Consider the following 24,832-nt stretch of genomic DNA (forward strand, 5'->3'; position numbering starts at 1 on the left):
TTCGCGCTGCCGCCAATCAACATATGGACATGCTGAAGTCGAATCCAGAACGCATACGCAGCTTCTTTCAGGATAAGAGAGTCAAATATGCAGCTTAAAACTTCTAAAGGCCGGATCAATAAGTATTCGTACCTATGGTTATCAGCACTATTTACAAATATACTGTTGGCAAATGCAGTCACGTAGTAACGTTAAATAAATCGGTGCAGCTAAGGTTAGACCAAGCATGCAACGACTAGAATCAAAATTGCCCTAAGCGATATTGCTGTGATGTTTTATTTGCAAAAATGCCTAAAGAGCGTCAAAACTTCTGGGACAAAAATGATTATTGAAAAGCGTGGACAAATCCGTAATCCAAAAACCGCAGAGCTTGATTCATTTATCAAGTTTAACCTTAATGGGTCGAGTGACTGGGAAGATGAATACGATAACGATAACGAAAACGAAACAATTCATCCGTTAATCGTGCTGGCGTTCGGATTGTCCATTGGACTCGCTGCTTACGCGGTTGGTAGCTATCTTTTTTGCGGGTTATTTTAATGAGTTCGGCGACAGTACGGCGCAGTAAGCCGATAAAGGGAAATCACATAAAGGATTTCTCTTTTTTGAATTTTTTCTCTTCGGTTGCTGCGGAAAGAGTTCGCACGTTGCAGACGTTTTACGTTATGTAGTAGCGAACTCTATAGGGATTCTAGCTGCAACGGGAAGCATGCACGGTACGCAAATGATCGATATGATTAAACAGTTCGTTCAATAATACATCATCGAGTAGCCTGATCAATGCAGTGTGCTCAAATTATTGTCTTGATTTCGCTATACTAAATCTAAGCTGCTTAACAACACGTTAAAAAAATCAGGTACGATGCAATATACTATTGCATCGTACCTAACCACTGCGGCCTACTTAAAATCCGAAAGACTAATGAATTAGGTCTACAACTACTTGTTTTTATTGCGCTCGTTAACTTCTTTGATGACTTCATCTGCCACGTTTTTAGGACACGGCATGTAGTGTGAAAACTCCATAGAAAACTGTCCACGTCCTGATGTCATGGTACGCAAATCACCGATGTAACCGAACATTTCGCTCAGCGGCACATCAGATTTTACGCGCACACCCGTGATACCTGGATCTTGAGATTTAATCATGCCACGGCGACGGTTAAGATCGCCGATCACATCGCCGACATGTGCGTCAGGTGTAAAGGTGTCCACTTTCATGATCGGTTCGATCAACTGAGGTCCCGCTTTCGGAATGGTTTGACGGAATGCGGCTTTGGCAGCAATTTCAAACGCTAGCGCAGACGAGTCAACCGCATGGAATGCACCGTCAGTTAACGTAACTTTAAAATCTAAACAAGGGAAACCAGCTAATACGCCTTTGTCCAACATGTTTTTAAAGCCTTTTTCAACCGCAGGCCAGTACTCGCGCGGTACGTTACCACCGGTGACCGCAGATACAAATACAAAACCACTACCTGGCTCACCGGGTTCAATGATGTAGTTGATTTTGCCGTATTGACCAGAACCACCCGATTGCTTTTTGTGGGTGTATTCGTCTTCAACGAGTTTGGTAATGGTTTCGCGGTAGGCCACCTGTGGTTTACCGACGATAACATCAACACCATGGGTACGTCTTAAGATGTCTACTTTGATGTCAAGATGCAACTCGCCCATACCTTTAAGAATGGTTTCGCCGCTGTCTTCGTCAGTTTCTACGTGGAAAGACGGATCTTCCTGAATCATTTTACCCAATGCGATACCCATTTTTTCAGATGCCGCTTTATCTTTCGGGCTAATTGCCAGCGAAATAACGGGATCAGGGAATACCATCGGTTCTAAGGTTGCAGGGAATCTCGGATCACATAGCGTGTGACCGGTTTGAATATTCTTCATGCCCAAAACCGCGACAATATCGCCAGCCTGTGCAGAATCCAACTCATTACGGTCATCAGCGTGCATTTCAACAATACGACCAATACGTTCAGTTTTGCCTGTGAAGGTATTGAGTACGTTGGTGCCTTTTTCCAGCTTGCCACAATATATGCGTAGGAAGGTTAATGCGCCGTAACGGTCATCCATAATTTTGAAGGCGAGTGCGCGTAATGGCTTATTGGCATCGACTATCGCAAATTCACCCGTTGGGTTGCCTTCGAGATCAACTTCAGGCTGAGGTTTAACTTCAGTTGGGCTAGGCAGGTAATCGATAACGCCGTCCAACACCAACTGTACACCTTTATTTTTGAAAGATGAACCGCAGAAGGTCGGGAAGAAATCGAGATTAATCGTACCCTTACGGATACAGCGTTTAATGGTTTCAATATCAGGTTCTACGCCATCCAGATATTGTTCCATAACATCATCAAATTGGTCGGCAACTTGGTCGATCATTTTTTCGCGCCATTTTTCAACGTCCGCCACCATATCGGCAGGTACGCCTTCTATATGGTAATTCATTGGGTCACCAGAATCGTCCCATATCCAGGCTTTGCGGGTAAGTACATCGACAACGCCTACAAACTGGTCTTCGGTACCAATCGGCAAGGTCATAACGACAGGCACTGCACCCAGTACTTGTTCAACCTGCTTAATCACTCGATAGAAATCTGCACCAATACGATCCAGCTTATTGATGTAGATAACGCGGGCAACTTCAGAGTCATTCGCATAACGCCAGTTGGTTTCTGATTGCGGTTCTACACCGCCAGAACCACAGAAAACACCGATACCGCCATCGAGAACTTTCAGGGAACGGTAAACTTCTATAGTAAAATCAACGTGTCCTGGGGTGTCGATGATATTAAAACGATAATCTTTCCAAAAACAGGTAGTCGCTGCGGATTGGATGGTAATGCCGCGTTCACGTTCTTGATCCATAAAGTCGGTGGTGGTTGCACCATCATGCACTTCACCAATTTTGTGGATTTTTCCTGTGAGCTTTAATATCCGCTCGGTGGTTGTGGTTTTGCCGGCATCAACGTGCGCGAATATACCGATGTTTCTGTAAAGCGATAAATCTGTCATAGTTGTACTCTATATGTGGGCATGAAAACTTTTTTGGAGACCCCGCCTGGATAGCGTCTCTTAAGGGTTCTAAACTTGACCAAGTGCGCCGACTAAGTGCGATAAATCAAAGTCCTGCCCAGCCAAGTTTTGAAAACCGCGTATTTTAACCTAAAATCCTTACAATAATACAGAAATCCTATCGAATTTGTTGTGGTAACATTCTCGTAACCTTATATAAGGCTCTTTCTGTGCTTAATTTGGGCAATTTAATTCGGACAATTTGGCTACACTACGACTATGCAGATCATCCACAATAAGTTATCACCTAGCTAAAAGCCCAGTGGACTTATCTAAAAAAATCTTATTTGCTGGCGATCCGCACGGTAATTTCAAGCCTTTAATCGCCGCAGTACACCAACATAAACCCAAAGCGGTCGTGTTGTTGGGGGACTACGACCTGGAAACTTCGCTGGAAAACTCCTTGCAAGAGATTGTCGGTCTGACTGAAATCTGGTGGATTGCCGGCAATCACGATTTTGAAACGCCCGATAAACACCACAACCTATTTCATTCCGCCCTAGCAGATAACGGTTTACACCTGAAAGTGGTTGATATTGCTGGTATCCGCATTGCTGGCTTAGGCGGTATTTTTCTTGGTCGAGTATGGTATCCGCCGCAAGCCCCCAAATGGGCCAACAAACAGCAATATATTAATGCCCAACGCCCCCACCTCAAGTCTGGTGAAATGCCGTTAAAATATCAATGCGCCATCTGGCATGACGAATTTCACGCGTTAGCTAAAATGAAAGCCGATATTCTCGTGACCCACGAAGCCCCAGGATCACACAAACACGGGTTTTCGGTTATTGGTGAACTTGCCTCAGCAATGGGCGTAAAGCATATATTCCACGGACATCTACACGAAAATTATGCCCGGGTAATTAAGCACAATATTCAGGTATATGGGGTTGCCAATGCGGCGGTGGCGGATTTGACTGGGAATACGATTAGTGATTGAAAAATTATTCTTCCCTTTCTTAACCTTGCACCCAGTAATATTAAGTTCCATAAACTAAACTGTCTTTGCAAACCTGAGGAAAGATTGAAACAGAAAATAGTACGCCCACGATGAATGTAAATAATTATCAACAAGGAGGTAGGCAAAAAAATAAGTGGTTACTTGCTTATATTTTTATCATTGTAATAGGCGCGGTGTTTGCCGCCTTAGTGCATGAAAAGGCACGAAAGGATTATGACGTTGCGCTAGAACATTACAAAAAATCTTCATATAACGAAGCCAAAGAAGTGGCGGTAAAAATTGAAGATGTCATCACGCATGTTTATCAAAATATCAGGACAATTAGCTTTCTGCCTAGCGTAAGAAAAATTGATCGGCACGCTGATAATCTCGATTCTGACGCTCACAGAACTGTTCAAGAACTTTATAACAATTTGGTCGGCTCAGTATCAGTCTCTGAAGTGTATATTGTGCCTGTTGATTTAAATCCCAACAAGCTAGACCTCATTACAGGCAGGCCAGAAGAACCTATCCTCATGCTTGATCATCTTATAGTTGGGCGCTCTCTTGATTCCGGCAAAAAAGCCGGAAAATCAGAGCTCAATGAAGTGCAACTAGAGCCGTTAGAAGAAGTGGAAACCTTCGAGTACAAGCTTTTACAGGATCAGTTGGGCTGGCTAAAGCAAAATTATCCGACTATGGATAAGTTTGAAGGCATTAATGTGCCTTTTGTCTCTGGAAGGGAGGTTATTACTTGCGACAATTCACGGTTTTCAAGGACGACAAAGCTTGACGCTGATCGCTCCGGTTTGGTTTTCTCCGTGCCTTTTTATGGAAAAGATGATGAATTAAAAGGCAGTATCTCTGCAATCATGCTCAGCCATGCGCTTAGGGATTTAATGCCAAGGCAAGATTATGCCTTGGTAAATCCTACCCACAACTACGTCGCGATGACTTACGATGACGGGCAAGAGCATAAATCAAGTGATTGGGTTATGAAAAATAAACCCGATCCTAAGCTGCTTTTTTCAACAGTCATTCCCATTGCAACCAACGATCCGCAAAGCCAGTGGTCTTTATGGGTCGGATTTCCTGATGAGAAATTCCTGCAAAGCGGTGATGTAAAGGCGATTCGTAATTTTGAGGTCGCTGGCTACGGTTCTTCGGCGGGCTTAGTCATCTTGAGCTTACTCCTGTGTTTCTTGATGAAGAGGAATTTCGCGCTTATAAAATCAAAAAATAGTGAATTGGAAGAAAAAGTTGAAGCGCGCACGAAAGAACTTACCGTAGCACTGGATAAGGCAGAGAGTGCAACCAAAGCTAAAAGCGAATTTCTTGCCAATATGAGCCACGAAATCCGCACACCCATGAACGGCATCATTGGCATGTCTAACCTGCTGTTAGATACAGAGTTACAGCTCACACAAAAAAATTATACCCGCACCATAATGAGTTCTGCCGATAACTTGCTCCAGATTATTAATGATATTCTGGATTTCTCAAAAATTGAGGCGGGGAAAATAGACCTGGAAAATATTCCCTTCGACATTCGGCTGCTTTGTGAAGAAACTTGTGAATTCATGGCGTTAAAAGCATCGGACAAAGGCTTTGAAATGCTGTTTCGTTTCCCGCCCAATACACCGCGCTACGTTAAAGGTGATCCAGGCAGAATCAGGCAAATACTGCTTAATCTGATTAACAATGCCATCAAATTTACCGAAGCAGGGCATGTTTACTTAGGCATAGAAGCAAACAAAACACCGGACGGAAAAATCGAGTTTAAATTTTTGGTTGACGATACCGGTATTGGTATTTCGGAAGAAAAAATAGACAAGTTGTTTAACGCATTTGCCCAGGCTGATAGCTCAACAACACGTAAGTTTGGTGGGACTGGGCTGGGGCTATCCATATCAAAAGAGCTTTCAATATTAATGCACGGTTCCATCGGCGTAAAGAGCAACATCGGCGTAGGTTCAACTTTTTGGTTTTCCATTGTGCTGCCAGAAATTGAGCAGGTCTTGCCCGTCGCTGGATTATCGGGTGATGTTAACTTAACAGGCGCAAGAATCCTGTCTGTTGATGACAATCGAATTGCACTTACGATCATAGACGATATGCTTACTCCCTGTGGGATCGAGGTTGTTTCCGTTAGTTCCGGCGATGCAGCGTTAAACATGCTTGCAAAAGACAATCAATATGATGCCATCATTATCGATTATATGATGCCAGGCATGAATGGCGAAGGCTTAGGGTTGAAACTTCGTGAAAATCAGTTGACCAAACATTTACCGTTACTGATTGTTACTTCAGCACCTAATCAAGGTGACAGGAAAAGATTGAGCGAAGCTGGTTTCTCCGGCTATCTAAGTAAACCGCTTAGGCAAGATATACTCAAGAAAGTGATTGCAACGCTGGTTACTGCCAATAAAGAAGGCAAAACTATCCCGTTTATCACCCAGCATAACTTTAAGGAAGTCGCTGATGTAAGCAGGAATAAAGCAACCGATAAGCTCAAATTTACTAATGCCCAAGTAATGTTAGTTGAAGATAATCCGGTCAACCAGCAAGTTGCCAAACTAATGATTGAAAAATATGGTTGCCATGTAACACCAGCGGGCAATGGCCAAGAGGCCGTTAAGCTCTTTAAGCAGCAAAAATTTGACCTGATATTTATGGATTGCCTGATGCCTGTTATGGATGGCTATGAAGCAACTAAATTGATTAGGGAAATAGAAAGCCAGAAAAACTTAACCAAGACAATTATCGTTGCACTCACAGCCAACGCCATGAAGGGTGATGAAGAAGCCTGCAAAGCAGCGGGAACGGATGATTATCTCGCTAAACCCGTAAGACCCGTTGATATTGAAAAAGTATTGTTGTTGTGGTTACCACAAAGAAAAAGGCAGGTTAACTCTACTGTTTAGTCGAACACCAATACCAGGAAAATCGGCAAAAAAATTCAAAACTCTCGCTTCCATAGACCGCCCCGTTAACGAAGGTTGCCCAAATAAGCATCATTCTGACTCGAAACGGGGTTTAAAAACCATCCCATCCAGCTCCTTGTTATCTATATGTTAAGTTAACCTGTGCTTTTATTGTCACTCGGAATACGCCGCTTACCCACATTTTTCTTATCTCGTTCCCTGATTTTTACTTTTTTAACATCTGCTTTTTTAGCAGGTTCCTTTTTGTCTTTGCTGCCAGCGGCTTTGCCAGATGATTTAAGTTTTTTCGGGCCTTTGTAGCTGCCTTCCAGTCCTTTAATGGTGCGACGGATAAATTCCTGCTTTAAAAAGCGTTCGATACCTGCCATTAAGTTCCATTCGGTGTGTTTTACCAGGGCTATGGTGATGCCTTGTTCGTCGGCGCGTCCGGTGCGGCCTATGCGGTGGATGTAATCAATGCCGTTACGGGGTATGTCAAAGTTGATGACCAGATTGATGCCTTTGATGTCCAGACCACGGGCGGCTAAGTCGGTGGCGATCAAGGTGTTGATAATGCCGTCCCGATACAGTCCCATAACGCGGTTTCGGTCTTTTTGATCCATTTCGCCGTGCAGCAAGCCGGAGCGTATGCCTGCGCCACGTACTGAATTATGCAATTCGTCTGCCCTTAGACGGGTATTGGTAAAAACCAGGGCTTTGTCGAAGCTTTCATGCGCGAGCAGATGTGCCAGCAGTTTCAGCTTATGGTCGTGGTCGTCTGCCAGTATAAGGTGCTGGGCAATGTTGCGATGTCCATCATGCAGGGTATTTAACGCAATTACTTTTGGGGTTTTTAGCACTTTGTCGGCGATTTTAATCACGCCGAAATGGGTTAAAGTCGCCGAAAATAGGAGGGTTTGGCGTTGCTTATTGCATGTTTCGACAATCGTCAGCACGTCATCGCTAAAGCCCATGTCCAGCATACGATCTGCTTCATCAAGTATCAGTACGCTTAGATTCTGGAAATAGGATGTTGCCAGTTGAAAGTGTTCCAGAAGGCGGCCTGGGGTGGCAATAATAATATCGGTGTCTTTTGTCAGTGCCAATTGTTGCTTCTTGAAATCACTGCCGCCCGTAATGATTCCGGTTTTTAGCGGGGTGAATTCGCTGAATTGTTGGCATTGACCGAAGATTTGTTGTGCAAGCTCGCGGGTAGGGCATAGGATTAACACCTGAACACCCAATGGTTTGGCGGGTAAAGCCAGCAGTTGTTGCAGGGTAGGCAGTAAATACGCGGCGGTTTTGCCGCTGCCCGTTTCGGCGCTGACCAGTAAGTCCCTATTTGCAAGTGTGGGTGGAATGGCTTGCTGTTGAACGGGAGTAGGCGTTTCGTAGCCTAGCTTCTCAATCGCTTTTAACAAGCGATTGTCTAGTTCAAATTCAGTAAATAAGGAGGTAATGTTTGGCGGATTTTGCATTAAATTTTTAGGAATTTAGCGGAGTCGAAGAATGAAATATTATCATGAGGATCTCTAACCCCCCCTCATCCCGACCTTCTCCCTCAAGGGAGAAGGGGCCGATACTTGTGTCCTCTGGGATAGGGCTAGGGTGAGGGTTATAAATGCTTGATTTAAAACCCTCATCCCAATCTTATCGGCAATAGCTCCTGCATTGCCCTACTACCTCCATGTAGGCATCCTAGAGGGAGAAGGGGTTTTTGAATTTTTAGAGCTTCCCTCGTGGCATTATAGGCTTTTTACGGTAGGGGTAACTTGTAAAATTACCCAATAGCAAACGGAGTCAGGGCGTGATGGCTTCCGAGAAGGCGCATTTAAGGCTTTATCCCGACGGAAATACGCCAAAAAGTGGGATGTCCGGTCTAATAGGGCTGATGGCGTGATCGTATGGATTGATACACAATAAGCGCTCTTAACGCTGACGTGCTAGGGGAGGCAATTTACAATATACTCTCCAATTGCCAGTGACGCTGTCGCGGCTGGGCTTGGGGCATTAAGCACATGGATAGCGTTATCACGAATGACTAGGTGAAAGTCATTGACTAAATCGCCCGAAGCAGTCATGGCTTGAGCCCGGACACCAGCATGACCGGGTTCCAAGTCATCTGGTCTGATGTCAGGTATTAGTCGTTGCAGAGCTTGACAAAAATTGTCTTTGCTAAGTGACTGTGCCAATTCAGAGAGCGCCATAGCCGGATATTTGCGGAGAAAACGCCAAAGTCCGGGGAAAAGCAGTGCGTCGAGCATGTCTCGAATATCGATTTTGGTCAAGTGGTATCCTTCGCGCGCAAAAGCGAGTACGGCATTTGGGCCAGCTTCTACTCCGCCTTGTATCATCCGGGTGAAATGGACACCCAGAAAGGGAAATTCTGGATTGGGTACTGGATAAACTAAGTTTTTCACCAAATCTTGTGCAGAGGGTTTGAGGAGGTAATATTCACCACGAAACGGAACAATCCTAACATCCCTTTTTTCGCCTGCCAGTTCAGCCACTCGATCACAATATAATCCAGCACAATTGATTAAGAAATCAGCAGCAAACTCGGTTTGCGTTGTGGTAGCTATCCATGTGTTAGCTTTATGGTCGAGTCGCAGAACCTTTGCATTGGTAACAATTTCCCCACCACGGTCTTGAATAATAGCTGCCATTCGGTCACAGACCTGCCTGTAATCGACAATACCTTCTTCTGGAACGTGTACTGCCGCCAATGCTGCGACGTTAGGTTCTATTTTTTTTACTTCGTCCCTATCAATCTTCCTTAATCCTTCTAATCCATTGGCTATACCGCGCCGGAGTAATTCATCCAAACGTGGCAATTCTTCCGATGTTACAGCCACAACAAGTTTGCCACATATTTCATGGTCGATATTTTCTGTACGGCAGAAGCTAATCATTTGTTTAATGCCAGTGACGGCTAGTTTCGCTTTGGCTGAGCCGGGCGCATAATAAAGTCCCGCGTGCAAAACTCCACTATTGTGAGTGCTTTGGTGCATGCCGACTGAGGATTCTTTCTCCAGTAAAGCAACTTTGGCTAACGGGAATCGTTCCAATAGTCGGTAAGCGGTCGCCAAACCTACTAAACCGCCGCCGATAATAAGAAAAGATTTTTGTGTGTTCATGGAATCATACTCAGTGATGATGTTTTAGGCTGCTACTTAATTTTGGCATAGGGTTTTCTTGGCTACTGGCGAAACAATAAACACATCATAACTTGTGCTGCCGAGTTTTGCGGCCTAATTGATGGCAGGAATGCCGCGCGTTTTGTAGGGAGTAGAATTTTTTCTATCTTCTGCGCCGTAATTTATTCGCTAGTGTTATAATGTTCTCAAATTTCAGCTTTTGTTTGTTCAACTTAATTAAACGTAAGGCATTTTGATTGAGATCAAAATGCGCAGAAAAATTACCGGTAGACTGATTTCCTGTGCCACGAAAGTGGCAAGTCCGTTTTTGCAACCAGTATGGCATATTAAGCTTAAAAAAATCGAAAGATGATTTGACTTTACTGTTCAACAAGATGCCAGTAATTTGACTCAGCGTTTAGGTGTTTTAGTATGCGAGAGCATAATGAAATGCGAGAGACAATTTAAGTGAATTTGCGCCTAATAAATTACGGATTTTCAACTATTCTTACGCCATTGGATTTTAAATAAGTTAGAACGTTTTCATGTTGAAGTTTAAGTTAGTTGAATTAAGCATAAATCGGACTTTTTTCAAGGTAATAATACCAAGAAATAAGTAACTTTACCTATATACAAATCAACGCAAATTGCTAGAATGATCTCTAGCTTAGTGCTACCTCAGAAGGGCAAACGCCATGATATCAACGATGCAAATGAAAAGTAAGCCGTTATTAAACGACCCCTTGGTGTCTACTACAGCTACTACAGCTACTACAGCTTCGAAATGCTGTAAGACTGATTTCGATAAGGTTTTTGATCAATCCTGTTTTCTCGAACAATTACGTCTTGAGAAGCACCGCGCACAAAGGTCTAAAACTGCGCTGTCTATTGTGTTATTGACTCAAGACAAGCCTAAGAGCGAAGGTCTTACAGGCATCAGCGAGATGTTAAAGTTTGTTCGGACAATAACTCGGGAAACCGACGTTGTTGGCTACATTGATAAATATACCTTGGGTGTGCTGCTTCCTTATACCGATGAGATTGGCGCACAAAGAATCGGTGAAAAAATAGTTAATAGCTATATAAATCCTCAGCTTGCTATTGTAGCTTCGACTTATCCTGATCAAATATTCGATAGCCTTGCAAAAAATGGCTGTGTTTCATCTGATGTTTTGAAGCTCATGCTTGAAGATTCGATTGCCCCTGGTTCGTTGTATAAACTTCAGATTAAAAGAGCCATAGACGTTATTGGTTCGCTCATAGCCTTGTCGATCTTGTCGCCCGTCATGTTGGTGGCTGCAGCGTTGGTTAAATTTAATTCTCCAGGGCCTGTTATCTTTAAGCAGACCCGCTTGGGTAAAAAAGGTATCCCGTTTACGTTTTATAAATTTCGATCTATGCGTACGGATACGAATGACCAAATACACAGGGATTATGTCATAAAGTTAATCAATGGTGATGACGATATAACAATCAACAATGGGGACGTGCAAAATCCTCTGTATAAGATCAACTATGATCCCAGGGTTACGTCTGTAGGTAGTGTTATTCGAAAAACCAGTATTGATGAGTTGCCGCAACTTTACAATGTTTTAAAAGGAGACATGAGCTTGGTTGGGCCGCGACCACCACTTGGCTATGAAGCTGAAAAATATCAATCATGGCATTTAAGGCGAATACTGGAGATGAAGCCTGGAATCACTGGGCTTTGGCAGGTGGAAGGGCGCAGTAGGACGGGGTTTGATGAAGCGGTCAGGCTCGATGTTCGCTATCTTCAGACGTGGTCGCTTATGCTGGATATAAAAATTTTATTTAGAACGATTAAAGAAGTTTTGCAATGTAGAGGCGCAGTCTAGTGCGTTTAGCTTTGTGACTCGACCGAAAAACCTTAGTTGAGACTAAGACGATGAGTTTTATTGGCTGTTTTACAGGGGGTTGTAGCGAGTAGTCTCTTCTTAACGTGCTAATTAAACTAAACACATTTACCAGTTGTCATTTTAACAAATTAGAAGAGCTACCTTAATGTTATGTAAAGTGGTTCCCAGTGGGAGCAAAGACGTGAAAAAATCAAACACCAATCTCGGATATATAACAAATTTCGTCTTTACTGTTTTTATAGTATTTATTTTTTTCCAGGTTGAGGCCGCAGCCACCTGCCTAACTCCAGCCAATGCAATCGAAGCCGAGAACTGCTTGTTAGGGAATCCAGAATCCGAATGGGATGTTGCCGATGCCGGTGATCTGAGTATCCAGGGTTTTGCAACCAATATAAGTGTCAACCGAGGGCAAGCGGTCACCTTCAAAATTAATACCAGTGCCGCGAATTATCGTCTCGATATTTATCGCATGGGCTACTATGCTGGTAACGGTGCCCGTAAGATTGCCACGGTGACACTTTCGGTGGCATTGCCACAAAGCCAACCCACTTGTCTGAGCGATGCAGCGACAGGGCTTGTTGATTGTGGTAACTGGGCAAACTCGGCCTCGTGGACTGTGCCAGAAAATGCCACGTCAGGGATTTATTTTGCGAAAGTTGTGCGAACAGATACGGGAGGGGCAAGCCATATTGTTTTTATTGTCCGTAATGATACCGGCAGCTCTCAACTACTCTTCCAGACTTCCGACACCACATGGCAAGCCTACAATGATTATCGCCAGACTTCCGCGACGGCGATACCGCAAACCTATAATGACCACGGTGGCAACAGTCTTTATGCAGGTTTACCCGTAGGTCGTGCTTATAAAGTCAGCTACAACCGCCCATTGTTAACTCGAGGCACTACCTACCGCAGAGCCTCACTCTTTGGAGCTGAGTATCCTATGGTGCGGTGGCTCGAGGCCAATGGATATGATGTCAGCTACACTACAGGTGTAGATACGGATCGTAGTGGAGCAGAGCTGCTTGAACACAAGATATTTCTTTCTGTGGGTCATGACGAGTACTGGTCCGCAGTTCAACGCTCCAATGTCGAAGCTGCACGCAATGCAGGTGTCAATCTGGCTTTTTTCAGTGGTAACGAAGTGTTCTGGAAAACCCGCTGGGAGAATAGTATTGACGGTTCTGGTACATCGCATCGCACACTCGTTTCTTATAAAGAAACTAAGGCAAGTAACGACATTAATGCACGGATTAAAATAGATCCCTTGCCAAACATCTGGACTGGTACTTGGCGTGACCCAAGATCCCTTACGTTAGCAGATGGCGGAAAGCCAGAAAACGGATTGACAGGTACAATATTTGCTGTCAATTGTTGTCAAGATGGCTTGAACATTACCGTGCCGCAGGAATACCGCAGTTTGCGTTTCTGGCGCAACACGAGCATCTCGACAATGCCCTCCAACCTGAATGCTTCTCTTCCGGCCGGAGTGCTAGGCTACGAGTGGGATGAAACACGCGACAATGGTTTCGAGCCTGCAAGTCTGATTAGATTATCTTTGACAAAGTACAATTTAGCCTCTACTTACATTCTCGATTACGGTAATCAATATGCATCTGGAGCAGCCTCTCACAGCTTGACCCTCTATCGACACAGCAGCGGCGCATTGGTGTTCGGTGCGGGTACAATTCGATGGTCCTGGGGGCTAGATAACCAACACGACGCTGATTCTTCATTTCCGGTCGCCAGTGTTCTAGCACCAAGTCTTGATATGAAGCAGGCGACGGTCAATTTGTTTGCCGACATGGGCGCACAGCCACATAGTTTGCAATTTGGATTGGTGGCTGCAACCCAATCGAACGATGCAACCCCACCTATTTCAACAATTAGTGCGCCAATAGCTGGAGCCACTTTGCAAATTGGAGCCAATGTTACTATAACTGGAACAGCCATCGACAATATAGGTGGTGGAGTAGTGGGGGGTGTCGAGGTATCTACCGATGGCGGAACTTCGTGGCATTTGGCTACGGGTAAAGCAAGTTGGAGTTACTCTTGGATTCCCCGCACAACAGGCTTCGCGACCCTTATGAGTCGCTCGGTCGATGATAGTGGCAACCAAGAAGCCGTTGGTTCAAGTGTGACTGTAACAGTAACGACTCAGGCATCATGCCCTTGTAACATCTGGCCTACCATGCCAACCCCTGTAATATCCTCAGTTTTTGATACTGCGGCTGTCGAATTGGGGGTTAAATTCAAATCCGATGTTGCTGGCATCATCAAGGGTATCCGATTCTACAAGGGCACTGCCAATACTGGCACGCATATCGGTAAGCTTTGGAGTGGCACTGGACAGCTATTGGCGACGGCTTACTTTGCCGATGAGACTGCTTCAGGTTGGCAGCAAGTTAATTTTGCAGTACCTGTTGCGATCACTGCAAATACTGTTTATGTAGCGTCGTACTTCGCGCCGAACGGCGGGTATGCCTTCAATGGCAGTTACTTTGCCGCGCAGGGAGGCGACAATTTGACACTGCATGCGTTGCAAAACGGTGTGAATGGTGGCAATGGCGTGTTCCTGTATGGTGCTGCTGGAGGGTTTCCGGCAAATTCCTTTAATTCTGGCAATTACTGGGTAGATGTTGTCTTTGAAAATGCTGTCGTTTCTCCCGACACCATCTCGCCAACCATGCCTACGGGCTTGAGTGCCGCTGCAATAGGTTCTACCCAAATCGGTCTAACTTGGACGGCCTCCACTGATAACATAGCGGTGACCGGTTATCGGGTGGAGCGTTGCCAGGGGGCAGGGTGTACCAACTTTGTGCAGGTAGCGACATCGGCCACAACGAGTTTTGGCGATACGTTGCTAACGGCTGGGACGACCTACCTTTATCGCGTACGGGCTGCCGATGCGGCAGGTAACTTAAGTGCTTACTCTGCTGTGGCAACACAAACCACTAGTGTTGGATCGGATACTACCCCACCCACGGTGCCTACGGGCTTGAATGCCGCTGCAACTGGTTCTAACCAGATCGGCCTAGCCTGGACGGCCTCCACTGATAATGTGGCGGTGACCGGTTATCGGGTGGAGCGTTGTCAGGGGGCGGGGTGTACTAACTTTGCGCAGGTAGCGACATCGACCACAACGAGTTTTGGCAATACATTGCTAACGGCTGGGACGACCTATCTTTATCGCGTACAGGCTACTGATGCGGCAGGGAATTTAAGTGCTTACTCTGCTGTGGTGTCGCAGACAACCTTGACTACAGCGACATCTCAGACTATTTGGCCGCTCACAGCAACGCCAGCCAATCCTGCAGTTTCTGATACTGCGGCTGTCGAGCTTGGGGTCAAGTTTAAATCTGATGTGGCTGGCACCATCAAAGGTATCCGATTCTACAAGGGTGCTGCCAATACTGGCACGCATATCGGTAGGCTTTGGAGCGGCACTGGACAACTATTGGCGACGGCTTACTTTGTCGGTGAGACTGTTTCAGGTTGGCAGCAAGTTAATTTTGCGACCCCCGTTATGATCGCTGCAAATACCGTTTATGTAGCATCGTACTTTGCGCCGAACGGCGGGTATGCCTTCAATGGCAGTTACTTTACCGCGCAGGGGGTCGACAATCTGACACTGCATGCGCTGCAGAATGGTGGTGCGAGCGGTGGCAATGGCGTGTTCCTGTACGGCGCTGCTGGAGGGTTTCCGGTAAATTCCTTTAATTCGGGCAATTACTGGGTAGATGTTGTTTTTGACGGTGCTGTGACTCCCGACACCATTTCACCAACCATGCCTACGGGCTTGAATGCCGCAGCAACTGGTTCTACCCAGATTAGCCTGAGTTGGGCGGCCTCCACTGATAACGTGGCGGTGACCGGATATCGGGTGGAGCGTTGCCAGGGGGCAGGGTGTACCAACTTTGTGCAGATAGCGACATCGACCACAACGATTTTTGGCGATACGTTGCTAACGGCTGGGACGACATATCTTTATCGCGTACGGGCTGCCGATGCGGCAGGTAACTTAAGTCCTTACTCTGCTGTGGCAACGGCGACCACCCCGCAGGCATCAACTCCAGTTGCGGTGGCAGATACCTTCCTGTTCAGATCCGGTACCCTGCGAACGGTAAATTACTCAGGCGCAGGTGGAATGGGCGTGTTAGCTAACGATTCGGATTCTACAAGCTTATCTTTGTCTGCCCAGGCAATTGGAACGCCTCCTGTCGGAGTTGCTTTGGCCGCTAACGGAGTATTAACAATTAACAGCGTTTCAAGTACCAGTTTCCGTTACAGGGCTAATAATGGGGCTACGCTAAGTTTACCTACTACGGGTGCCACTGTAACATTAAGACTTGACAGTGCGCCCACAACCCTTGCTGAGAGCTGTATTTATAATAGGTCGGGTGCTGGATCCATTATTTCAGGAAGTGCATGTGCAATGAATGGTACAGGGATGTTCAATATGAATCTTACAGCCAACGACACAGATCCCAATGTTACAACCAATATACCCACAGATGGCATTGGCGATGCCGTGACGGGTGCGGTTATCACAGCTACAGGCGCAGGAGTGTCAGTATCTGCCAACTCGACTTGTGGTCAGGCAGCGGTAATTAAAGTTGCGTCACTTGCTACTATAATAAACAACTGCGATGGCACGATAAAGCTTTCAGTAGTAGCGACTGCACCAGCTAGCATAAGCTTAAATTACAGGGCATTAGATGATCTTGGCGCACAATCTGCGACGAGGAGTGATGTGGTAACTGTGCAATAATCACTAAAGGGAATCGCTGAAACCCCCATCTCCCACTGGAAGTTGGCTAAGGTGAAAGAATTAAGTCACTGAAATTAATGTCTCATCTTTGTTCGCTCTTCATAGGGAGAGGGAGCTTTTGAGTTCCCCTAAAAATGATTAAGTCAATTCTACAAGCTTATCAAGTTGTAGAATTGATGTTTAATGCATAGGGCTTTAACTCCCTGTTGAATCGAATTGTGCATTTTGCAATACGGGGGAATTTGCTCTTATTCATTTTGAGTGATATTAAATTAAATTTAAAGGGGCATTTTATAGCATGGTTAAAAATGATGTTCAGTTGGGAGAAGGTGTAGCTATCTATCACCCTGATCTTGTGAATTTGTATGGCTGCAAAATTGGCGCTAACACCAAGATAGGGACTTTTGTTGAAATACAAAAAGGAGCCTCAATTGGATCGAACTGCAAAATTTCTAGCCATACCTTTATTTGTGAAGGTGTTGATATTGAAGATGGTGTGTTTGTAGGGCATGGGGTCATGTTCACAAATGACATTTATCCAAAAGCAGTGGATGCAGAAGGTCAACTGCAAACCGAAGCAGATTGGCAAGTGATTCATACTAGAGTTAAAGCTCGAGCCTCAATAGGCAGCAATGCAACCATCTTGTGTGGCATTTCGATAGGTGAGGGCGCATTGATCGGTGCCGGTGCAGTCGTAACCAAGGATGTTCCTGATTATGCTATTTTGATAGGCGTTCCTGGTCGAGTGGTTGGAGATACCCGTGAGCGAGAGTAAATACAGGCTCTGTTACCAATGGGTCAGTTCCATCAATGTCAGGTTGCTAAAGTAAAGTATCTTGCTTAAGTAGCTATACTTACAGGCAAGCAAGGGAATAATTCTTATACAGCTATTAATGAGGTGGCATCGTGAAAGAATATAGATATTTTAGGCCGAATAGCAGCTTCCGCGCAAAAGTAGCAAAATTTATCGCTGTAAGTGGGGCTAGGTTTTTGAGCATAATCATGGCGTTAGCCTTCTCATTAGTTACAGTGCCAGCCTTTGCTGCGTTGACTTTCGGGAATGTTAGTGTCGGCAGTTTGTTGGACAGTGGGTCTAGCAACAGTTTGAATGGTTCCAAGGTGACTACAACCAATAGTGTCAGTATCGTATCCATGTCTGTCTACGTGGGCAATATTGACTCTTCCAGTACGAATCGAAATTTTCAATTGGCGATCTACACGAACAGTGGTTCTGCGCCAGGAATACTGGTGGCAAGTTCAGCGACTGGCACACTTGTGGCAAATTCATGGAATACATTGCCAATAAGCGGCACATTGCAGGCAAATACAAGCTATTGGCTGATGTACAATACGAATGGCAGAACTAATGTTATAAACGACATGCGTTACGATCCTGGCGCGAGTGGTATAGGTGTTTATAAAGTGACTTCTGTGACTTTTGGTACCTGGCCCAGTTCATTCGGGACTTCAGCGCTCACCAACGCCGCTTACTCGCTGTATGCGACAGCCAATTCTGGGGCTGGTGCTGAAACTATTCCGCCGACAGTATCAATTATAACTCCTGCATCTGGCGCATCTATTTCAGGAGCCAAAACGATTAGCGCGATAGCTGCCGATAATGCAAGCGTACCTAGCGTGCAGTTTCAGATAGATTCAACCAATATGGGCGCTCTAATTACAGCACCCCCCTATAATTATTCATGGAATACCGCCTTACACAACAATGGTAGCCATACTCTCACTGCAATTGCCAGGGATGCGTCTGGTAATCAAGCCATATCTGCCCCCGTCACTGTTACTATTACAAATGCTGATTCACGTGGACAGGTTGGCGAGTGGTCACCGTTAACAAGCTGGCCTTTGGTTGCCATTCATGCCAATTTGCTCAAAACTGGTAAGGTGCTTCTTTGGGGGCATGATGTCGAGGTAACCAGTCCACTTGTATGGGATCCCGCGACGGCCGAGTTTACTGCTACTCCACTTGTTAATGAAGAGCTTTTCTGTGCAGGTCATGTCAGCCTAGCAGACGGACGGGTATTCTTAGCAGGTGGTCATAAACTGGGTAGCGGCCAAGATGGTATCAAGTCTACCTACCTTTATAATGCCGATCTTAACACTTGGACTAAGAGCGGAGATATGGCCTATGATCGCTGGTATCCCGGAGTTACGAAGCTAGGGGATGGTCGAGTGGTGATCGCCAGTGGGCAGATTGTGACCGGTAGTTTTGCCAATATCCCAGACTTATATGATCCTAGCACCGGCTTATCTACAGCAATTCCGTCAATCAATACAAGTCAATTGCAAGAGCAAGAGTATCCAGCCAACTTCCATTTGCCGAATGGAAAAATATTGGCTATTTCCCCCGAATTTGGATCAGTCCAACTTATGGGCGCAGATGCAAGTAGTTGGACGAACGTTAATACAACGCCTATTCCTTTGGGTTCAGCTGTACAGTATCGCCCAGGGAAAATACTGATGTCTGGGGGGGCTCCAGCCTATCAGAATCCATCCGTGAAACTTACGGCGGTATTGGATATGAATGCGTCGACACCAACGTGGCGAATGACTGCTCCTATGTCTTTTGGTCGTGATATGCACAATTTGGTCATGTTACCGACAGGCAAGGTACTTGCCGTAGGGGGGGCGACCATTGCTTATCAACAGAATGCCAGCGGTACGTTGCCGACAGAAGTTTGGGATCCAATCACGGAAACTTGGGCTACTGTAGCTTCGCTTAATGCGCCTCGGGTTTACCATTCGACCGCCTTGCTGCTGCCAGATGCTCGGATACTTGCGGCGGGAGGAGGGCAAAATGGCTCTCTCCCTAATCAATTCTCTGCCCAAGTTTATTCCCCCTCTTACCTTTTTAAAGGCGCGCGGCCAATTATTACGAGCGCTCCAGATTCAGTGCCGTATGGAGCTACTACGTTCACGGTCGACAGTCCTGATGCCGCATCTATAGCTTCGGTAGCCCTTATTGCAAACGGTTCAGTAACGCACTCTACGGATATGAACCAGTTTTATACGGAACTTCCATTCACTAAGACCAACGGTCAATTGAGTATTTCCACCCCTCTGAACGGAAACCAAGTGCCGCCTGGGCATTACATGCTATTTATTGTAGATTCTGCTGGTGTGCCTTCCGTTGCGCGAATCGTCAAAATAGGTTCTGCTTCCTCGGCGTTCACAATTACTACCACTTCATTATTAGGTGGTACCTTGGGCACAGCCTACGCTTCTTCGTTGACATCAGGTGGCGGTGTTTCCCCATATACTTGGTCTATCACTAGCGGTTTATTGCCAAATGGTTTGGTGCTGAATAGCAGTACAGGTTCCATTGTAGGAACACCTACAGTTGCAGGTACTTTCAGCTTCACTGTTCAGGTGTTCGATTCGAGCAACAAGATCGCAAGCCGCAACTTGAGTATCGTGGTTGGGACAGGGCAACAAGCATCGACGATTGGACTTTCAACTGTTGGTAGTTTGTTGGACAGTGGAGGCAGCAACTATCTGAATGGTACCAAGGTGGTCACAACTAGTGGCGGCACTATTGTATCCATGTCGGTGTATGTCGGTAGTATTGACGCTGTCAGTAGTAATCGAAATTTTCAACTGGCAATCTACACGAACAGCGGCAATACACCAGGAACACTGGTGGCACGTTCAGCGAGTGGTACACTTGCGGCAAATTCGTGGAATACATTGCCGATAAGCGCCACTTTGCAGCCAAATTCAACCTACTGGTTAATGTACAATACAAACGGCAGAACCGATTCAGTAAATAATATGTACTATAATAATGGAAGCAGTGGGCGAGGAGCGTTCAGCAGCAATTCAGTTAACTTTGGGGTTTGGCCCACTAGTTTTCCGGCTGCGACTTTAACTGCGGGTGCTTACTCGCTCTATGCCACTTTTGGCTCATAAATGACGTTCCTATCGGATTTTTATTATTGCCGTCATCGTTTTGAAAAGTGGTTTTTGAGTGTTTAGAGTTTCTCTTGTTTAATAGGTCTTAAGTAAGAATTGTTAAAATTGCAATGATCAGTAAAGATGTTCAAATTAACGTTGAAACTGGTCATATTTCACTCTGGTTGCGTTAAGAACTGTTTTTGCATAGATTTTTGTTTAAATATAAAAACGTTTGCCACCATTTACATTAGAACAAAGGGGATATCATGATTAAAATTGGTGTTATCGGATACGGCTACTGGGGGCCTAATCTGGTGAGAAACTTTGCCGAAACTCAAGGGTTAACAGTTGCCTGTGTGGCAGATCTGGATCCCAAAAAATTGGAAACTGTTCAAAAGCGTTACCCTGGGATAAAAACAACCACACGCTTCGAGGATATGATCAATGATCCGTCCATTGATGCTATTGCTATAGCTACACCTGTCAGTACTCACTTTGATCTGGGAATGGCGGCTCTGAAAGCTGGAAAGCATTTGTGGTTGGAAAAGCCTATGACGGAGACGTCTGTCCAAGCGCGCCAACTCGTTGATGAAGCTGAAAAGCGCAAGCTGGTGTTGATTGTTGATCACACATTCATATATACAGGGGCTGTTCGTAAAATAGCTGAAATTGTTAGAAAAGGCGACCTTGGTAGTATGTATTACTATGACTCAATACGAGTCAATTTGGGTTTGTTTCAGCGTGATGTTAGCGTTATTTCAGACCTCGCTGTACATGACTTTGCGATTTTAGACTATTTATTGGGTGAACAACCGATAGCTGTTTCAGCTGTAGGAACTAACCATTTTCCCGGCACGCCAGAAAATTTAGCTTATATCTCGTTATTTTATAATTCAGGAATGATTGCACATTGTAATGTAAATTGGTTGGCACCTGTAAAAGTGAGGCAGATCCTTATAGGTGGCAGCAAAAAAATGATTACTTATGATGACTTAGAGCCAAGTGAAAAAATTAAGATTTACGATAAAGGCATCAGCTTCACCGATGATCCCCAAAAAATCTATGAAATGCGGGTAGGTTATCGTACCGGTGATATGTGGGCTCCCCAATTAGATGGCAGTGAAGCACTAAAAATTGAAGGCGAGCATTTCGTTGACTGTATCGTAAACAGTAAAGTACCACAGACCGATGGCTTGCTCGGTATGCGTGTGGTGCAGTTAATTGAAGCAGCGACCCGTTCGATGAATGAGCATGGCCGATCTGTAAAACTCAATGGAATATCAATGTTGCGTGGGAGTGAGGTAGCATGATCCCGTTTGTCGATCTTAAGGCTCAATATGCCAGCATTAAAGATGAAGTTAACACTGCTATACAGCATGTGCTGGAAACCTGCCAGTTTACTTTGGGTAGTGAAGTAGCCGCATTTGAAGAGGAATTTTCCACGTACTGTAGTGCTGAGTATGGAATTGGTGTCAATACCGGCACCAGCGCATTGCATCTGGCATTGCTTGCGGCTGGGATTGGCCCAGGTGATGAAGTGATTACGGTACCCTTTACTTTTGTTGCAACGGTAGCATCGATTTACTATGCCGGTGCAAAGACTGTATTTGTGGATATTGACCCACAAACTTTCACAATGGACGTTAAGGCGATAGAAGGTGCTATCACTGAACGAACCAAAGCCATTATCCCCGTACATCTATACGGACAGCCAGCGGATATGGATCCAATTCTGGAAATTGCTAAACGGCATAATCTAGTGGTAATCGAAGATGCCGCTCAAGCCCACGGAGCTGAGTACAAAGGAAAGCGAGTCGGAAGTTTAGGTGATATGGGATGCTTCAGTTTTTATCCCGGTAAAAACTTGGGCGCGTATGGCGAAGGTGGAATGGTAGTAACGAATAATCCTGAATATACTCGTACTATCAGGATGTTGCGTGATTGGGGTGCAGAAAAAAAATACCATCATGTGCTTAAAGGGTACAACTTTCGTTTAGAAGGCATTCAAGGGGCGGTACTTAGAGTTAAGTTGAAATATCTGGAGGAATGGACCGAAGCACGAAGAACGGCTGCAGGGCACTATAATCAGCTATTAGCCAACACGGGGATACTGACACCAAAAGAAATGAGCTATGCACGCCATGTCTATCATGTTTATGCGATTCGGACCAAGAGCCGAAGCGAGTGGCAAGAAGCGTTGAATGCCAAGGAAGTTCAGACCGGGATTCATTACCCGATTCCAGTACACTTGCTGCCTGCTTATTCTGATTTAGGGTATGTGGCGGGTGATTTTCCTCATTCAGAACAGGCTTCAAATGAAGTGCTTTCGCTGCCTATGTTTGCGGAGCTAACTCCAACACAACGTGAAGAAGTTTGTGAAGCGGTTGCACTACTTGCAAGAAAATAATTGGTTGAGTAGGGTAGGGCAGGGAATAATTGAGCATGGAAGTAGAAAAACAAGGATTATTGATTTTCCCTTATAACGGAAATGCTGTAGAAGCGCTAGATTGTATCGGAGATAGTTATCGGTTTATTGGTTTTGTTGACGACACTCCAGAGAAAATGGGGGTTACTCCACAGGGGCATTCTGTATTGGGAAGGGAAGCATTTTCTAAATATCCCGAAGCGTTCGTATTGGCTGTTCCTGGAAGTCCCAGTTCATACAAATCACGAAAAGAAATCATCAATAACTTGGGGCTGAGGGATGATTGCTTTGCTAGGGTCATCCATCCTGCTGCCAGAGTGTCTCCTCTTGCATCGATTGGATCTAATGTATTGATAATGGCGGGAGTAGTGATTACCAGCAATGCTGTTATCGGCTCCCATGTCTGTATTCTCCCTAATACAGTCGTACATCACGATGTTACGGTGGGTGATTGGACGCTAATTGGTTCTAATGTAACTATTGCCGGTAATACGGTTGTCGCGGAAAACTGTTACGTTGGAAGTGGTTCAACTGTTATGAATGGCCTCAGGATCAAATCAGGGGCTTTAATCGGGTTGGGTAGCAATGTTATCAGGGACGTGGAACAGGATTCTCGGGTGGTCGGTAATCCAGCAAAGATACTTGGATAAAAGGCCTTTGTAGTGGTTAATAATGATCGTCGAATGAGATGTAAGTATATCTTAATTGTACAGCTTTGAATAATCATGCTGGCATACTTGTGCCAGTTGTTACAGTAATAATAGAGATCAAAAACAAAAAGGGTTGAAGCCAAAGAATGGAAATAAAAGATTCGAATATACTTGTGACGGGCGGCTGTGGTTTGGTGGGTTCGACGACGATAGACTTGTTATTAAGGGATTATTCTCCTGCGCGTATCGTTATTCTTGATGACTTGAGTCGAGGTACATTGGCAAATATCGAGCATTCGCTGAAAGATCCCCGTGTCACTCTGGTGCGTGGTGATATTCGTGATGTCAATGTTGTGCATAAAGCAACGCAAGGTATGGACGCTGTTATTCATATGGCAGCACTACGTATCACCGCCTGTGCGGCTGACCCGCGCGCGGCGTTCGGGGTGATGTGCGATGGAAGCTTTAATGTCGTAGAAGCCGCACAACTAGCGGATGTAAAAAAAATTGTTACCGCTTCTTCTGCATCAATTTATGGTTTGGCCGATACTTTTCCAACACATGAAGATCATCATCCGTACAACAATCGCACATTGTATGGTGCCAGTAAAATCATGCTGGAAGGTCTGCTGAGATCGTACAATGACATGCACGGATTGCCTTATGTGGCTTTACGCTATTTCAATATTTACGGTCCCAGAATGGATATTTATGGAAAATATACCGAAGTTCTGATTCGCTGGATGGAAAGGATTGCCTCTGGGCAGCCCCCGCTCATTCTCGGTGATGGTAGCCAAACTATGGATTTTGTATACATTGAAGATGTCGCACGGTCGAATATCTTAGCCTTAGAATCGAAAGCCATCGACGACGTATTTAACGTGGCTAGTGGACAGGAGACCAGTCTCAATGAGTTAGCATCAGCCTTGCTTAAGGTGATGGGTTCTAATCTTAAGCCGGAATACGGGCCTGAACGAACAGTGAATTCAGTTTCCAGACGTTTGGCAGATACAACGAAGGCTGAAAATAAGCTTGGCTTTAAGGCAACAATTGGTTTAGAAGACGGGCTTACGCGGCTAGTGAGCTGGTGGCAGGCAAACAAAACGGCGGTGTAA

Annotated in this window: 14 protein-coding genes; 11 read left to right on the forward strand and 3 right to left on the reverse strand. The window is 45.2% G+C overall.

The genetic code is table 11. From position 1 onward, the window contains the following. Nucleotides 1–321: 321 nt before the first annotated feature. Entirely contained in the window at nucleotides 322–540 is a 219-nt protein-coding gene (locus ABL924_RS08545; RefSeq protein ID WP_349026666.1) for a hypothetical protein, read from the forward strand. A 399-nt stretch (nucleotides 541–939) separates the two neighbouring features. Here ABL924_RS08545 and fusA read toward each other — a convergent pair whose 3' ends face one another. Next, a complete protein-coding gene (fusA, locus tag ABL924_RS08550; protein ID WP_349026667.1) occupies nucleotides 940–3,024 on the reverse strand; it encodes an elongation factor G in 2,085 nt (694 codons plus the stop codon). 322 nt (nucleotides 3,025–3,346) lie between these two features. Between fusA and ABL924_RS08555 the strand changes: the two genes are divergently transcribed. Together ABL924_RS08555 and ABL924_RS08560 are read left to right on the forward strand one after the other, a co-directional pair. Then, complete coding sequence (locus ABL924_RS08555; protein ID WP_349026668.1) at nucleotides 3,347–4,024, forward strand: metallophosphoesterase; 678 nt, start codon at nucleotides 3,347–3,349, stop codon at nucleotides 4,022–4,024. A 110-nt stretch (nucleotides 4,025–4,134) separates the two neighbouring features. Next, nucleotides 4,135–6,948 carry a response regulator gene (locus ABL924_RS08560; protein WP_349026669.1) on the forward strand — a complete coding sequence of 938 codons (2,814 nt, stop codon included), beginning with the start codon at nucleotides 4,135–4,137 and terminating at the stop codon, nucleotides 6,946–6,948. A gap of 155 nt (nucleotides 6,949–7,103) precedes the next feature. Here ABL924_RS08560 and ABL924_RS08565 read toward each other — a convergent pair whose 3' ends face one another. Together ABL924_RS08565 and lhgO are read right to left on the reverse strand one after the other, a co-directional pair. Next, a complete protein-coding gene (locus tag ABL924_RS08565) occupies nucleotides 7,104–8,426 on the reverse strand; it encodes a DEAD/DEAH box helicase (RefSeq protein ID WP_349026670.1) in 1,323 nt (440 codons plus the stop codon). Between the two features lie 465 nt (nucleotides 8,427–8,891). Further along, a complete protein-coding gene (gene lhgO / locus ABL924_RS08570; RefSeq protein WP_349026671.1) occupies nucleotides 8,892–10,085 on the reverse strand; it encodes an L-2-hydroxyglutarate oxidase in 1,194 nt (397 codons plus the stop codon). 695 nt (nucleotides 10,086–10,780) lie between these two features. Here lhgO and ABL924_RS08575 point away from each other — a divergent pair. The 8 genes from ABL924_RS08575 (at nucleotide 10,781) to ABL924_RS08610 (ending at nucleotide 24,832) form a co-directional block, all read left to right on the forward strand. Beyond that, nucleotides 10,781–11,941 carry a sugar transferase gene (locus ABL924_RS08575; protein WP_349026672.1) on the forward strand — a complete coding sequence of 387 codons (1,161 nt, stop codon included), beginning with the start codon at nucleotides 10,781–10,783 and terminating at the stop codon, nucleotides 11,939–11,941. A 202-nt stretch (nucleotides 11,942–12,143) separates the two neighbouring features. Further along, nucleotides 12,144–16,733: a DUF4082 domain-containing protein gene (locus ABL924_RS08580; RefSeq protein ID WP_349026673.1), complete on the forward strand. Its 4,590-nt coding sequence runs from the start codon at nucleotides 12,144–12,146 to the stop codon at nucleotides 16,731–16,733. Between the two features lie 298 nt (nucleotides 16,734–17,031). Further along, nucleotides 17,032–17,508, forward strand: a complete 477-nt coding sequence (locus ABL924_RS08585; protein WP_349026674.1) for an acyltransferase — start codon at nucleotides 17,032–17,034, stop codon at nucleotides 17,506–17,508. Between the two features lie 131 nt (nucleotides 17,509–17,639). Beyond that, a complete protein-coding gene (locus ABL924_RS08590) occupies nucleotides 17,640–20,657 on the forward strand; it encodes a galactose oxidase-like domain-containing protein (protein ID WP_349026675.1) in 3,018 nt (1,005 codons plus the stop codon). Nucleotides 20,658–20,908: 251 nt separating this feature from the next. Further along, nucleotides 20,909–21,952, forward strand: coding sequence for a Gfo/Idh/MocA family oxidoreductase (locus ABL924_RS08595; RefSeq protein WP_349026676.1), 1,044 nt, complete (start codon nucleotides 20,909–20,911; stop codon nucleotides 21,950–21,952). Continuing rightward, nucleotides 21,949–23,049 carry a DegT/DnrJ/EryC1/StrS family aminotransferase gene (locus ABL924_RS08600; RefSeq protein ID WP_349026677.1) on the forward strand — a complete coding sequence of 367 codons (1,101 nt, stop codon included), beginning with the start codon at nucleotides 21,949–21,951 and terminating at the stop codon, nucleotides 23,047–23,049. Before ABL924_RS08595 ends, ABL924_RS08600 begins: the two co-directional genes overlap by 4 nt. A 35-nt stretch (nucleotides 23,050–23,084) precedes the next feature. Continuing rightward, entirely contained in the window at nucleotides 23,085–23,717 is a 633-nt protein-coding gene (locus ABL924_RS08605; RefSeq protein ID WP_349026678.1) for a NeuD/PglB/VioB family sugar acetyltransferase, read from the forward strand. Between the two features lie 146 nt (nucleotides 23,718–23,863). After that, the gene (locus tag ABL924_RS08610) at nucleotides 23,864–24,832 is read left to right on the forward strand and encodes an NAD-dependent epimerase/dehydratase family protein (protein WP_349026679.1); all 969 of its coding nucleotides are present in this window, start codon (nucleotides 23,864–23,866) and stop codon (nucleotides 24,830–24,832) included.

The sequence above is a fragment of the Methyloglobulus sp. genome, from assembly GCF_040079455.1.
Taxonomy (GTDB): Bacteria; Pseudomonadota; Gammaproteobacteria; order Methylococcales; family Methylomonadaceae; genus Methyloglobulus.